Annotated in this window: 14 protein-coding genes; 10 read left to right on the forward strand and 4 right to left on the reverse strand. The window is 51.0% G+C overall.

From position 1 onward, the window contains the following. Position 1: 1 nt before the first annotated feature. The 8 genes from nuoH to JMW05_RS09840 all read left to right on the forward strand — a co-directional run bounded on the left by nuoH (position 2) and on the right by JMW05_RS09840 (position 8,667). Positions 2-1,036 (forward strand): NADH-quinone oxidoreductase subunit NuoH, encoded by a 1,035-nt coding sequence (gene nuoH / locus JMW05_RS09805; RefSeq protein WP_201505081.1) that lies wholly within the window; start codon positions 2-4, stop codon positions 1,034-1,036. A 112-nt stretch (positions 1,037-1,148) separates the two neighbouring features. Then, positions 1,149-1,709, forward strand: coding sequence for an NADH-quinone oxidoreductase subunit NuoI (gene nuoI / locus JMW05_RS09810; RefSeq protein WP_201505082.1), 561 nt, complete (start codon positions 1,149-1,151; stop codon positions 1,707-1,709). Continuing rightward, positions 1,706-2,341, forward strand: coding sequence for an NADH-quinone oxidoreductase subunit J (gene nuoJ, locus JMW05_RS09815; RefSeq protein WP_201505083.1), 636 nt, complete (start codon positions 1,706-1,708; stop codon positions 2,339-2,341). The genes nuoI and nuoJ overlap by 4 nt, the downstream gene beginning before the upstream one ends. An 83-nt stretch (positions 2,342-2,424) precedes the next feature. Beyond that, positions 2,425-2,733 (forward strand): NADH-quinone oxidoreductase subunit NuoK, encoded by a 309-nt coding sequence (gene nuoK / locus JMW05_RS09820; protein WP_201505605.1) that lies wholly within the window; start codon positions 2,425-2,427, stop codon positions 2,731-2,733. A 4-nt stretch (positions 2,734-2,737) separates the two neighbouring features. Then, positions 2,738-4,612, forward strand: coding sequence for an NADH-quinone oxidoreductase subunit L (gene nuoL / locus JMW05_RS09825; RefSeq protein ID WP_201505084.1), 1,875 nt, complete (start codon positions 2,738-2,740; stop codon positions 4,610-4,612). 4 nt (positions 4,613-4,616) lie between these two features. Next, complete coding sequence (nuoM, locus tag JMW05_RS09830; protein WP_201505607.1) at positions 4,617-6,242, forward strand: NADH-quinone oxidoreductase subunit M; 1,626 nt, start codon at positions 4,617-4,619, stop codon at positions 6,240-6,242. A 3-nt stretch (positions 6,243-6,245) separates the two neighbouring features. Continuing rightward, a complete protein-coding gene (locus tag JMW05_RS09835) occupies positions 6,246-7,724 on the forward strand; it encodes an NADH-quinone oxidoreductase subunit N (protein WP_201505085.1) in 1,479 nt (492 codons plus the stop codon). Between the two features lie 130 nt (positions 7,725-7,854). Then, entirely contained in the window at positions 7,855-8,667 is an 813-nt protein-coding gene (locus JMW05_RS09840; RefSeq protein WP_201505086.1) for a ferredoxin--NADP reductase, read from the forward strand. Positions 8,668-8,791: 124 nt separating this feature from the next. Here the strand turns inward: JMW05_RS09840 and JMW05_RS09845 are convergent, their stop codons facing one another. Further along, the gene (locus JMW05_RS09845; protein ID WP_201505087.1) at positions 8,792-9,562 is read right to left on the reverse strand and encodes a hypothetical protein; all 771 of its coding nucleotides are present in this window, start codon (positions 9,560-9,562) and stop codon (positions 8,792-8,794) included. A gap of 398 nt (positions 9,563-9,960) precedes the next feature. Here JMW05_RS09845 and JMW05_RS09850 point away from each other — a divergent pair, with 398 nt between their 5' ends. Next, on the forward strand, positions 9,961-10,941 hold the full coding sequence (locus tag JMW05_RS09850) for a mechanosensitive ion channel family protein (protein WP_201505088.1): 981 nt from the start codon (positions 9,961-9,963) through the stop codon (positions 10,939-10,941). 106 nt (positions 10,942-11,047) lie between these two features. On the opposite strand, the gene ybeY is transcribed toward JMW05_RS09850, so the two are convergent. From ybeY to JMW05_RS09865, 3 genes are all read right to left on the reverse strand, one after another. Next, positions 11,048-11,638, reverse strand: a complete 591-nt coding sequence (ybeY, locus tag JMW05_RS09855) for an rRNA maturation RNase YbeY (protein ID WP_227691502.1) — start codon at positions 11,636-11,638, stop codon at positions 11,048-11,050. Between the two features lie 106 nt (positions 11,639-11,744). Beyond that, on the reverse strand, positions 11,745-12,818 hold the full coding sequence (locus tag JMW05_RS09860) for a PhoH family protein (protein ID WP_201505616.1): 1,074 nt from the start codon (positions 12,816-12,818) through the stop codon (positions 11,745-11,747). A 185-nt stretch (positions 12,819-13,003) separates the two neighbouring features. Further along, positions 13,004-13,252, reverse strand: coding sequence for a hypothetical protein (locus JMW05_RS09865; RefSeq protein WP_201505089.1), 249 nt, complete (start codon positions 13,250-13,252; stop codon positions 13,004-13,006). Positions 13,253-13,304: 52 nt separating this feature from the next. Between JMW05_RS09865 and JMW05_RS09870 the strand changes: the two genes are divergently transcribed. Further along, complete coding sequence (locus JMW05_RS09870) at positions 13,305-14,609, forward strand: FAD-dependent monooxygenase (RefSeq protein ID WP_201505090.1); 1,305 nt, start codon at positions 13,305-13,307, stop codon at positions 14,607-14,609. The last annotated feature ends 18 nt before the right edge of the window (positions 14,610-14,627 follow it).

Raw genomic sequence — 14,627 nt, forward strand, 5'->3', positions numbered from 1 at the left:
TATGCAAGTCACCCGTATTGTCCCTGAGGTGCCAAACTTTTTGGCAGGTACGTTGAGCCAAGACACGTGGTCGATTTTATTTATGGTCGGTCAGTCGATTGTCATCTTTTTGGCGGTGGTGATTGTCGCCGCCTTAATGATTGTCTATGAGCGCCGTATGCTGGCGCTGTGGCAAGACCGCTACGGTCCAAACCGCGTTGGTCCATTCGGCTCGCTACAGCTGGTCGCCGATATGCTCAAAATCTTCTTTAAAGAAGACTGGACGCCCAACTTTACTGATAAGTTTATTTTTACCCTAGCGCCTGCGGTGGCGATGTTTACCGCGCTTGCGTCATTCATCATCATTCCTGTATCGCCGACCCTTGGCGTGGCAGATTGGGACATTGGTATTTTGTTCTTCTTTGCGATGGCAGGTATTGCGGTATACGCGGTGATGTTTGGCGGCTGGGCGTCGGCGAATAAGTTTTCACTGCTTGGCGGCTTACGTTCTGCGGCGCAAACCATCAGTTATGAGGTCTTTTTGGGCCTATCCTTGATGGGTGTGGTGGCACTGACAGGCTCGTTTAACCTACGCGCGATTGTCGAAGCGCAAGCGGATGGCTGGTACATCATTCCGCAGTTTTTGGGCTTTTTGACCTTTGTGGTGGCAGGCGTTGCGGTGACGCACCGTCATCCTTTCGACCAACCTGAAGCTGAGCAAGAGCTTGCCGAGGGTTACCACGTCGAATATTCAGGCATGAAGTTCGGTATGTTCTTTATCGGCGAGTATGTCAACGTGGTACTGATTTCGGCACTGATGACCTGTCTCTTCTTTGGTGGCTGGCTGGCGCCATTTAACCTTAATATTCCGTTCATTCCACCTGCGTTTTGGTTCATGATAAAGACCTTGTTCTTTATGACCATGTTTGTGCTGGCGCGTGGCTCCCTCATGCGCCCACGCTATGATCAGGTGATGAATTTTGGCTGGAAAGTGTGCTTGCCTGTGACCTTAATCAATCTGCTGGCGACAGCGGCGGTAATGTTAATGATGGCCTAGTGCACAGCGCATGAGACCTAAAAATAAAAAACGGCTCATTGGCGAGCGCGTTTGTTGTGATAAAAGCGAACTTCATTGAGTGAGCATTGCAAAATACGCAAAGGAAAGTTCCATGTTAGCACCTTTTTTTACGAGCATAAAAAAGACCATTGTTGGTATTTTTACCATTGTCCGTAGCATGTGGATGGTCAACAGTCATGCGCTCAGGCCGCGTGATACCATTTTGTATCCTGAGCAGCCTGTGCCTGTGCCGCCGCGCTTTCGTGGACGCATCGTGCTGACGCGCGACCCTGATGGGGATGAGCGCTGCGTGGCGTGTAACCTCTGCGCAGTCGCCTGTCCTGTCGGCTGCATCTCGCTGCAAAAGGCGGAGCGTGAAGACGGGCGCTGGTATCCTGAGTTTTTCCGTATCAACTTTTCGCGCTGCATCTTTTGCGGGATGTGTGAAGAGGCGTGTCCGACGACTGCCATTCAGATGACCCCTGATTTTGAGCTGGGCGAGTATGTGCGCCAAAACTTGGTCTATGAAAAAGAGCATCTGCTCATCTCAGGTCCTGGCAAGTACCCCAACTATAACTACTATCGCGTGACGGGTATGGCGGTGACAGACAAGCCAAAAGGCGCTGCGCAAAACGAAGCTGCCCCTGTGGATTTACGGAGCTTACTGCCATGATGGAGTTTTTTAACAATCCCGATTTGGTTGGGTTTTATTCACTCGCGGCGGTGGCGATTTTTGCCAGCTTGCGCGTGGTGATTCATGCCAATCCTGTACACGCTATCTTGTCGATGATTGTGTCGTTGCTTGCCGTCGCGGGTATCTTTTTTATTCTAGGTGCGCCGTTTGCGGGTGCGCTTGAGATTGTGGTGTACGCAGGCGCGATTTTGGTGCTGTTCGTCTTTGTGATTATGATGCTAAACCTTGGTATGGACAGCGATGCGCGCGAAGAGCGCTGGCTGGACGCCAAGACATGGGCGGTGCCGACAGGACTTACCCTTATCATTGCCATCGTACTGTATGCCATGATTGGGCTACAGCCGAACGAATCGGCGATGATTGGCGGTGCTACTGTACCTGCAAAAGCCGTCGGTGTAGCGCTGTTTGGTCAATATGTGATGATTGTTGAGGTGGCGGCGCTGTTGTTGCTTGCGGCACTGGTTGCAGCGTATCACTTGGGCAAAAAGTCCTTGGATGATGCCAATGATTATGATGAGCCTGCCAAAGCGCCAACGCCGTATGAGTACGAGTTGGTCGACCCCAAAGATTATGTGGGCAAGTCGCGTAAGGCACAAAAGGAGTCTGAGTGATGGTACAAGCAGTAAATGCAGTAGAGCCTTTTGCGCATGAAGTGGCAGGCTATGTGCCACCGATGGCGGATACGGCAACGGTACTGGGGTCGATTCCGATGACGCACGGTCTGATACTGGCAGGGATTTTGTTTGCTATCGGGCTGTGCGGCGTGATGGTACGCCGCAATTTTTTATTCATGCTGATGAGCCTTGAGATTATGATGAATGCGGCAGCGCTGGCATTCGTGGTCGCAGGCAGTCGCTGGGTCAATCCTGATGGACAGATTATGTTCATCTTTATTTTGACCTTAGCCGCGGCTGAGGCCTCGATTGGTCTTGCCATATTGTTGCAGTTTTATCATAAGCGCGGGCATTTAGATGTCGATAGCGCCAATGAGATGAAAGGATGATGTCATGAGTCTATTACCATTCACCTTTATATTTCCGCTCATTGGCTTTTTGATTTTAGCCTTTATGCGTGACCGCTTGTCACAGATGGCAGCGACCGTGGTCGGGGTGGGCAGTATGCTGCTCTCGGCACTCACGGCGGCGTTTGTTGGCTTTACTTTTTTAACCACTTATCCTGCAGGCGAGGTGGTACAGCTGCCGCTATGGACATGGTTTCAGGTCGGCGATTTTGCCCCTGGTTTTAGCCTCAGCTTTGATGGTCTGGCATTGACCATGACAGGCGTGATTACGGGCGTGGGCTTTTTGATTCATCTGTTCGCGTCATGGTATATGGATGGCGAGACGGGCTTTGCGCGCTTTTTTAGCTACATGAACCTGTTCGTTGCCAGTATGCTTTTGCTGGTCTTGGGCGACAACTTATTGCTGCTTTATCTTGGCTGGGAAGGCGTGGGTATTTGTTCTTATTTGCTGATTGGTTTTTATTACCATGAGCGTGCCAATGGCCGTGCGGCAATCAAAGCATTTACGGTCACGCGTGTGGGCGATGTGTTTTTAGCGTTCGGCTTGTTCTTATTGTTCCGCGAGTTTGGCACATTAAATATCCAAGACATTATTACCCGTGCGCCAGAGGTGTTTACGGTCAATAATCCAACGATGATTTTGACCACCATGATGCTGGTCGGCGGTGCGATGGGTAAATCGGCGCAGATTCCGCTACATACGTGGCTGGCAGATGCGATGGCAGGTCCAACGCCTGTATCGGCATTGATTCACGCGGCGACGATGGTCACGGCGGGTGTGTACTTGATTGCGCGTATGCATCCTCTATTCTTATTAACGCCTGGCGTGCTGCTGTATTGGGTGGGCGCTGTGGGCGCGATTACGCTGGTGGTGGCGGGTTTCTGTGCGCTCGCGCAAACCGATATCAAGCGTATCTTGGCGTACTCGACCATGAGTCAGATTGGCTATATGTTTTTAGCTTTAGGCGTTGGCGCATGGCAAGGGGCGGTGTTTCATTTGATGAGTCACGCGTTCTTTAAGGCGCTGCTGTTCTTAGCGTCAGGTGCGGTGATTCTGTCGGTTCATCATGAGCAAAACATCTTTAAGATGGGCGGCTTACGTCACAAGATTCCGCTGGTCTTTTGGTGCTTTGTCATCGGTGGCGGGGCGCTTGCGGCGATTCCTTGGGTGACGGTCGGCTTTTATTCTAAAGAAGCCATCTTGTGGGAAGTCTACGCCACAGGGCATCAGTATTTATTCTATATGGGCGTGTTCGGGGCGTTTTTAACCGCGCTATACACTTTCCGTATGATTTGGATTGTGTTCTTTGGCGAAGAAAAGACGCATGCGCACAAATTGTCAGGCGTGTCGTACTGGTTGCCACTGAGCGTGCTGCTCGTGCTATCAACGGCGGTGGGCGCGTGGATTACGCCGCCACTACAAGGCGTCTTGCCTGAAAGCGTGGGGCACATAATGGAGCTGGCAGGCGAGGCACATGGCAAGCACACGGCGGAGATTATCGCGATGTCGGCGATGGGTATCGGTCTGCTGATTGCGGTCGTGCTGTATGTGCTGGACAAAGGTCGTATGCTGACGCGCTTTAAAGCGTCACGTGTTGGCGGCGCTCTGTATCACTGGTGCTATCACGGCATGGGCTTTGATGCCTTGTACGATGTGGTTTTTGTGAAGCCCTTTTTGCTCATCGGTCGCTTGCTCAAGTCTGACCCTGTTGATAAGACGTGGAACATTTTGCCCATGCTGGTATCGGCAGGGAACAAGGCATTGTCTGCAACGCAGACAGGGTCGCTTCGAGGTTATGCGACAAGCTTTGGCTTGGGTATGGCTGTGCTGTTGGTGCTGGTAATGATGACGGTGGTATAACATGATGGAGTTTCAACAAAATTGGATGCTGCCAGCATTGATTGCAATACCTTTTATTGCCGGATTGCTGTGTTGGCTGGTCGAGCGATTCAATAAGCGCTTGCCGCGCTGGATTGCGCTGCTCGGTATGATGCTCACCTTTGCATTGTCATTGGTGTTGTGGCAACAAGGGCAGTTCGCTGGCATGAGTCAGCAGATGATTACCCCGCAAGCACCGACACCATGGATGGCGCAGTTTAGTGTGCCGTGGATACCTGATTTTGGTATCAGCTTTCACTTGGCGATGGATGGTATGTCGCTATTGATGATTGCGCTGACAGGACTGCTTGGTGTCGCTGCGGTCGCGTGTTCGTGGAATGAGATTCAGCGCCGCGTTGGCTTTTTTCACTTAAACTTGCTGTGGAGCTTGGGCGGCGTTATCGGGGTATTTCTTGCCATCGATATGTTCTTATTCTTCTTCTTTTGGGAGATGATGCTGGTTCCGATTTACTTCTTGATTGCCCTTTGGGGTCATGATGTGGTGGGTGGCAAGACCAAAGAGTACGCGGCGACTAAATTCTTTATTTATACCCAAGCCTCAGGTTTGATTATGCTCGTTGGCATCTTGATGCTGGTGCTGGTCAATTACAGCTTTAAAGGCGTGGTCAGCTTTAACTACAATGACTTGCTCGGCACGCCGCTTGGTGGCTGGGAATATCCCATCATGCTGTGTTTCTTTATCGGTTTTGCCGTCAAGCTGCCTGTGATGCCGTTTCATGGCTGGCTGCCTGACGCGCACGCGCAAGCACCAACCGCAGGCTCTGTCGATTTGGCAGGGGTGCTGATTAAGACAGCCGCTTATGGCTTGATTCGCTTTGTGTTGCCGCTGTTTCCTACCGCGTCACAAGAATTTGCACCGATTGCGATTACTTTAGGTACGATTGGTATCTTCTATGGCGCGTGGCTCGCCTTTATGCAGACCGATATGAAACGTCTGCTGGCGTATACCAGTATCTCGCACATGGGCTTTGTGGTACTCGCCATCTATGTCGGCTCATTGCTCAGCTTGCAAGGTTTGATGATTCAGATGCTGGCGCATGGCTTAAGCTCGGCGGCACTGTTCATTATGGCAGGTCAGATTTATGAGCGTTTGCATACCCGCGATTTGACGTTGATGGGCGGTATGTGGGGACAGTTCCGCTATTACGCGCCTGTGCTGATGTTCTTTTGCGCCGCGCTGCTTGGCATTCCAGGTACGGGTAACTTTATCGGCGAGTTTATGATTTTGCTTGGCTCGTTTGCCGATTACCCTGTGTTTGTGGTGCTTGCGACCATCAGCCTTGTATTGGCAGGCTTGTATTCGCTGATTTTGATTTACCGTGCGCTGTTTGGTCGCAATACGACTGAAGCGGTGGCGCTACAGACGATTGATTCGCATGGGCTGCCACATCGCCGCTTAAAAGATTTGGGTAAACGTGAGCTGTCACTGCTCTTGCTGCTCGCAGCAGGGCTTGTGTGGCTCGGTTTGTACCCACAACCGATATTGGACACATCCAGCCATGCGATGCAGTGGATCAGTAATGCCTATGTTTATAGTGATGTCAGCTCAGTCAATACATCACAACTGCTTGATGCAATGGAGGCTCGTTAGGTCATGAATGAATTTGTAATGAGTGATTTGATGGGGCTGATGCCTTATGCGCCAATCATTGCGGTGGTGCTGACGATACTGGTGGTGATGATTGCCATTACCGTGAAGCGCTCGCACATCGTGACAGCCGCGCTGACCATGATAGGTCTGAACGTCAGCCTAGTGCTGTTGTTGCTACAGATATTCGGTCTGGTCGATATGGGCAGCACGTTGCCGACGGCCGATCAGCTGTTTGTGGTGGACAACTTTGCCCGCTTTAATATGCTGATTGTGCTGGTGTGCGCGCTGGCGTGCTCCACGCTGTCTTATGCGTATCTAAGTACGCTGCGAGACAACAAAGACGAGCTGTATCTGTTGATGCTGTTGTCTACGGCAGGGGCGCTACTGATGGTGTGCGCGCAGCATATGGCATCGTTCTTTATGAGTCTTGAGCTGCTCTCCGTGCCGCTATATGGCATGCTCGCGTACACCTATTTGCGTGAGCGCTCGCTGGAGTCGGGGCTAAAGTATCTGGTGCTGTCCGCCACAGCGTCCGCCACGCTCTTGATGGGTATGGCATTTATTTATGCGGAAGTGGGCTCGCTGGCGTTTCGTCCTATCAGTGCGGTGTTGCCACAGCTCTTTGGCTCACCGATACTGATTTTAGGGGCGGCAATGATGCTGTTTGGGGTGGCGTTTAAGCTCTCAGCCGCGCCATTTCATGCGTGGACGCCAGATGTGTACGAGGGCGCACCCGCGCCTGTGGCGACTTATCTGGCGTCGGTATCTAAGGTGGCGATTGTTGCTTTGGCGATACGCTTTTTGCTCGATACGTCGCTATTGGCCTTGCCAAGCGTACAGCTGCTATTGACCGTGATGGCGTGTCTGTCTATCTTGGCGGGTAACCTGCTGGCCGTGCGCCAAAACAACGTCAAGCGCCTGCTTGGTTACTCCTCGATTGCGCATATGGGCTATGTGCTGATTATTATCGTCAGTGCTGCAGGCGCGGCAACGAGCATCGGCAGCATGTATATGGCGGTGTATGCCTTTACCTCTATCGGTGCCTTTGGCGTGGTGACCTTGATGTCTAGCCCCTATCGTCCTACAGGGGAGGCGGATGACTTGGTACATTATCAGGGACTGTTTTGGCGTCGTCCTATCTTGACCGCTGTCATGACCATCATGATGCTGTCACTGGCTGGCGTGCCCTTGACCGCAGGCTTGATTACCAAGCTGTTTGCTATCTTAACCGTGGTGCAGTTCGGTCATTGGTTCTTGGCAGCGATGATTATTTTGGGTAGCGCCATCGGTCTGTTCTATTACCTGCGCGTGATGCTGACCTTGTTTAAGCGTCCCAAGGCGTTTATTGAATTTGATGTCAATAAAGCGTGGGCAGGTCGTCTTGGCGGTATCATGATACTGACCGTGACCGCGATGATTTTGGTGTTCGGTGTTTGGCCTGCCAAGCTGATTGAATGGTCGGCGCTGGCATCTATTTGGTAACGCTGCGCTAGTAAAGCGACTGTCCATGCAGACGCGTGCGACACCCCAAGATGCGCCAGTTTATGATAAGCTTGGCGCATCTTTTTTATGGTGTTTCCTTTTTTCGATTGATAACCTAAGACGATATGCTATGAGTGAAAACAATATTCAGACCGTAAAAGTGCTGAGCAAAACCACATGGACGCCCAACTTATTCAGTTTTACCGTCAGCCGTCCTGACAGTTTTAAATTTACCGCAGGGCAGTTTGTGCGTTTGGGCGTCAATCCGACCCAGCTTCGCTATCATCAAGACAGCGGCGAGCACGTCGAGAACGAAGCGGTGTTTCGCGCCTATTCGATTGTCTCATCCCCTTTTGATGAGGTACTGGAGTTTTTCTCAATTGTTATTCCTGATGGGGCGTTTACCTCACAGCTGCAGCATTTAGAAGTTGGCGATACGCTGTTGTTAAACACCACGCCGTTTGGCTTTTTGACCCTCGCGCGCTATCAAGCGCCATTGCCCAAAGACTTGTGGCTTTTAGCGACAGGCACAGGGATTGCGCCGTTTTTGTCGATGCTCCAAGACCTAAAAACGTGGGAAGATTACGAGCATATCGTACTGGCGTACAGCGCGCGTAATGAGGCTGAGCTGGCGTATGTGGACAAAATCAAAACCCTGCAAGATGACTTTGGCAGTTTGGTGGAGAATCCTGCCAAGCTGATATTTGCGCCCATCATCACCCGCGAGGCGCACGAGGGTGTACTCAATGAGCGCCTGCCTAAGCTGTTATTGGACGGTACATTGCAAGCGCACGTGGGGCTGCCACTCGCCACTGAGCACAGTCATGTGATGCTGTGCGGCAACCCTGAGATGGTCGATGACACCAAAGAAGCCCTAAAGACATTGGGATTGGTGATGAACCGCCGCGGCGAAGGCAACATCGCAGTTGAAAACTACTGGTAAGCGCTTAATAAAACTGTTTGCGTTAATACATAAAAAAGCCCTCAAGCATCGCGGTTTGAGGGCTTTTTTTATACTGATTTTATGGTTAATACGTTTTTGTGGTCAGTGCTTTATTGCCTTGCGCTTAGGGCATTTGGCTCGGTTCGGTGGCGTCATCTATAGGATTGATCGGTCCTTTCATCAGCTCTGGCTCGTCATCATCGCCCAAGATGTCTTCACCGCGCCCGCTGCCGAGCAGGTCGCGGTAGTTGACTTGGGTTTTTAGTATCAGCTGCTCTTCTTCGACTTCGCCATAGTTGACTTGTACTTTGTGCAGCGAGCTCATGATTTTTTTGTTGTTTTTGAGCCAGCGGTGAATGTCTAAGTAAATGATGTCGTCTTTGGCGCGCGCAATATTGATATAGGTCAAAATCACACCCAAGGGGTCTTTTTTGAGCACGCTGTGATAAAACCATACCGCAAGCTTGATGCCTTGACGCTTAACAAACGACTCACAGCGCAAATTTAACACGTCGGTATAGGTCAGCTGCCCAAAGACAAAGCGCTGCACGTTGCGGTCAAGCTGAGCGTGGACAAGGCGAAAATTACTGGCAACCTCGACATAGATGCCCGCGACATTGATGGTACAAAACAGGCGAAACCACGCGTCATGCAGCTCAACGCGCAGCTCTAGAATCGAGGCGACATTGTCGGTTACGAATTTTTGTAAGGCGTCATTGACGTACTTTTGCGCGACAGGCAGGCGCATCTCGTCATCGAGTTTGTCGGTGGTTTTGCCATACAGTTTTTTTACGTTTTGAGCGACGTTCCTCCAGATATCAGCAAAAGAATCGTTCAGACGATTGCTAAAATTTTCTGAGAAGTCATCACGATTATCAAAGTCACTCAAGTGCATTATCCTTATGATCATGGTACGGGTTGTGCGGGCAATACCTGACAGCAGAAAAGAGGTCTGTCACAGCGCCATAACCGTCAACGCGCGCGTGTACTGCGCAAACCAGTATATAGCAAAATAATAGCGTAACAAACCGATGCACCGATTCGGTAGCAAATATCCTAAACAATACAAATTGCCCTACCAAACACACACGCGAATCCTTATGATGATAAGCCAACTGATGCCATCAATCGTGCCACTGGTCAAGAGCGTGGCTCTACAATTGCCAAGCATGTTATGATGTGGCGCAAGTAAAAGCCGACAAGCGGTCGCTGGTCGCAATACGACAAACGATGACATATCATGCGCTCGGCGTATGGTATCTACAATGATATAAAAGACAACAAAGAGTGGCTATGGAATTTTTAGGATACACCATTGATATTGGGTCGCTGGCGGACAATGCGTTGGTACTGCTTACCAAGGTATTGCTGGCTATCGTTATTTTTGTGGTCGGGCAGTGGCTCGCCAAACGCGTCATTGCCATCGCTGACCGTTTGATGACACGCAGTCGGCTTGATGCGACCGTTGCCAGCTTTTTAGGTCGTATTTTATACGGGTTGCTCATGGTGGTTGTGGTGCTCGCCGCGCTAAACAATGTCGGCGTACAGACCACGTCGGTCGTTGCTATCTTGGGTGGTGCTGCGGTAGCGATTGGTCTGTCATTAAAAGACCAGCTGTCGAACTTTGCCGCAGGCATTATGATTGTGACCTTCCGTCCGTTTGTGCGTGGTGATTACGTGCAGATTCAGGGCTACACGGGCACAGTGACCGAGATTACCTTGGTCAATACGCACATCACCACGACCAACAATCACGCCATCATTATTCCAAATGGTGACATCACCACCTCAGCGACCACCAACTATACGATGCTGCCCAACCGCCGTGTGGACATCACTATTGGTATCGGCTATGACGCGGATATCAAAGCAGCCAAAGCCTTGATGCTTAAATTGGCAGATGACAACCCCGTCGCTTTTAAAGACCCAGCGCCGATTGTGCGCGTGACCAACTTGGGTGACAACTCGGTCGATTTAACCTTAAACGTCTGGACGACCAATGACGACTGGTGGTCGATGCAGTGCGCGCTGTTAGAAGAGTTTAAATACGCGCTCGATAGCGAAAAAATTGAGATTCCATTCCCGCAGCGTAGCTTGCACGTTAAGGGGCTCGATACCTTGGTCAGCAGCATGAGCGCCGCAAATAAATTTCCGTCGCCAATGCCTGAGGACAGCGCGGTCAGTCAAGCGACCAGTGAGACGCCAAATCTTGCAAAAGGCAATGATGCTGCCATCAACGCCGCTTCTGCCAGTGAAGGCAAGCAAGATAAGTAAAGACGCTGGTTAAAATAAAAATATGACCCAGTGATATAAAAAAGGACGCGCTAAGTACATGAGCGCGTCCTTTTTTATGCTTCGTTATTGTGGCTTTGCTTGATACTTATTCTTCGTCAGCAAGATAGGGATTGGGCAAGCCATGTTGCGCCAAAATCGCAATCTCAAAGCTTTCCATCTCGGCTTGCTCAGACTCGCCCAGCTCGTGGTCAAAGCCGAAGAGATGCAAGAGACCATGCACAAACAAATGACTGATATGCTGATCCACAGTTTTGTGTTGCTCTTTGGCTTGCTGGACGACCACCTCATGACAGACGATAAGTTCGCCAAGCGGAATCTCAGGCATCATGGGCAAGACATCGGCGGGCAAGTCGCTTGGGTAAGATAAAATATTGGTCGCGTAGTCTTTGCCGCGCGCCTCAAGGTTAATGGCGCGTCCCTCGGTCGGGTCGGTCACATACACATCGACCGTTTTGTCCGTATCCTGCCACGTGTCCGCGTTTATCTGCGCAAAGTAGGGCAGTATCAGACCTTGCTGCATCTGCGCGCTGATATAGTTTAATGTGCTGTCAAATAACGGCTGCAAGCGCTCGGGCGCATAATGGCTGGCAAGCGCCTCGTCCATACCCTCAGCAAGGCTGGTATAGACACCTAAACCTGCGCTATCTTCTGTGTAATCTTGGGCATTGTCATTCATATCGTGTCCTTATGATTGCTGGTATTGCCATAAAAAAGACCAGATACGCTATCTGGTCTTTTTTTTGCTATCTTAATTGTGTTGCCGTTATACAGCCAATACCGATTTATTCAGCATCGCTTTTGACGCGGGCGGCTTCTTGTTCTCTTAAGCGCTCTTGCTTGCGGCGCTCTTTGAGGATTTCTTGCTCTTCATCAAACACATCATAGGCTTCGACGATTTTTTGTACCAGCTGGTGACGTACCACGTCTTTTGAGTCAAATTTGGTGATGTGAATCTCTTCAATACCACTCAAAATGTCTAAAGCTTGCGCCAAGCCTGATTTGTGCCCGCGTGGTAAATCGACCTGCGTGATGTCACCTGTGATGACCGCACGTGAGCCAAAGCCCAAACGGGTTAGGAACATTTTCATCTGTTCAGGCGTGGTGTTTTGCGCTTCATCCAAAATCACAAACGAGTTGTTCAGCGTACGTCCGCGCATATAGGCAAGCGGCGCAACTTCGATGATTTGGCGCTCAATCATTTTGCCGACCTTTTCAAAGCCGAGCATTTCATATAGCGCGTCATACAATGGGCGTAAGTACGGGTCGATTTTTTGGGTCAAATCACCGGGTAAGAAGCCCAATTTTTCGCCCGCTTCAACCGCAGGACGTACCAGCAAGATACGCTCAATCTCGTTGCGCTCCATCATATCGACCGCGCACGCCACGGCAAGGTAGGTCTTACCTGTACCCGCAGGACCAATGCCGAATGACACATCTGAGGTCAAGACGTTTTTGACATAGCGCTGCTGATTGCCGCCGCGCGGAATGATACGCCCTTTGCGCGTTCGCAAGCTAATCGGCGTAAAGTCATTGGGCGCGTCGTCATCGTGAGGGGTGTCGTCAGTCTCGTCTTCTTCGTCCTCGTCACGGGCGATGCTCGATTGGATGATAAGGTGCAGCTCTTCGGGGCTGATGTCTTTGGTTTTTTGGTTTTGGGCTTCGTCTGCCATCTTATATAAGATGCGCTCGGCGTGCTCGACAGCGGTAATGTCCCCCGTCAGCAAAAAGTCGCCTTGGCGCTGATTTATTTTAATGTCTAAACGGTCTTGTAAGTATTTGATGTGATTATTATATTCCCCAAGCACGGTCTTGAGCTGTGCTGGCGTGAGTGATTCAAACGTTACATGGCGGCTCATGGAGTCAGTCAAGCGAATATCCTTGTATTGGTTGCCCATATGCAGCGCATATCGGACGATATATAAAAAACATATCAGCAATACGTATTGTCAATACGGTAGCACGGGACGGTAGCACGCGGCTGCGATTTGCTGATGCGGGCAGCGGGTCTACGTCTTTCATTATGGTTGATAGTTTTTAAAATTCAAGCCATAAGCACGCATTCACGCGCGCGTTTTTGTATGCCGATTGCAACCGCTGTCTGTGTAGACGGTAGCGGTGTGGGTCGATGCCACTTGCGCATGACGGCGTAGATACTGCGCGGCGCAGGCATATAAAATAACAGACGATGGCACAGCTTTTTGGGCGATTTGTGATACTCTATTTGCTGCAAAAACAACACGCGGACGCTATCGCCGCTTAATAATAAAATCATTGCGTTGGTACTTAGCATGCGCGTCTATCGCCGCTTTAGAGTATCAACCATCGGCATCGTGAGGTGAGAGATGGAGAGTGTCAACAACAAAACAGCTGCCCAAAACCATGACCAGACGGCGATACCGCAAGTGCTGATTGTCGGTGGTGGGCATGTGGGGCTGTCGTTTGCACTGCTGCTCGCGCATCATGGCATGACCAGCACCTTACTGGAAAAAGGACGCTATCCTGATATCAGCCCCGATGCTGACCCCAAGCGCAGTCATTATTTGGATAGCCGCAATACCGCCTTGTCCCGCCGTACGGTGCAGATTTATCAAGAAATCGGGCTGTGGTCAGCGCTACAAAGCCACGCCTGCCGCATCGACTCAGTACAGATTAGCGAGCAAGGCAGCTTTGGCGCGGCGACTTTAAATAAAGACGAAGAGCAGGTCGAATCCTTTGGTCAAGTGATGGAAAACGCATGGCTCGGGCGTGAGTTGCTGCTCGCTGCCAAAGCCTCGCCACTCATTACCTTAATTGATGGCGCGTCAGTACAAGAGGTCAGCGAGACAGGCGACCAACAGGTCAGTGTCGGCTACACCTTGAGTGATAATGGTGCTGACGATACTGCCATGCATACCGCAAAAGCGCGACTGCTTGTGGCTTGCGATGGGCGTGACTCCAGCGTGCGTCAGCTGCTCGGTATCAGCACCGTCACTTATGATTATCAGCAAACCGCCATCGTCGGTGTGGTCGAGACGGACAAAGGGCATGAGCATGCAGCGATTGAGCGCTTTAGCCCCGCAGGACCGCTTGCGGTATTGCCACTGACCGACGCCGATGGCGATGGCAATGATGCACAGCAACAAGGACACCGCCGCTCGGTGGTGTGGATTTGCCCGAAAGGCGAAGAAGAACAGTATCTGAACGATGACGCGCACTTTCTGCAGACCTTGCAGCAAGCCTTTGGGCAGCGGGCAGGCACATTTATCGCCGCAGGTCGTCGCGGCGCGTATCCTTTGACCCGCGTGCTGGCACAGCGTCAGGTTCAAGGGCGCTGCGTGATTATGGGCAATGCCGCGCACACCTTGCACCCTGTGGCGGGACAAGGCTTTAACCTATGCATGCGTGACGCGCACGTATTGGCAAAAATGCTCAAGCATCAGGCGACACACGGCGGCGATATCGGCAATGCCAACCTATTAAAGCGCTATGAGACGGCACGCCAGCGTGACCAAAAGCGCGTGATTCGTTTTTGTGATGCGGTGGTACATGGCTTTACCCATCCCAATCCATTGGTAAAATTTGCGCGTAATGGTGCGCTCGTTGCCTTTGATAAATTGCCAAACATCAAGCCCTTAGTCGCCAATTATGCGATGGGTTTAAAGGCTTAAATGACAATAATAAAAAAT

Origin of the sequence: Psychrobacter aestuarii (assembly GCF_904846035.1) — a bacterium.
In the GTDB taxonomy this organism is placed as follows: Bacteria; Pseudomonadota; Gammaproteobacteria; order Pseudomonadales; family Moraxellaceae; genus Psychrobacter; species Psychrobacter aestuarii.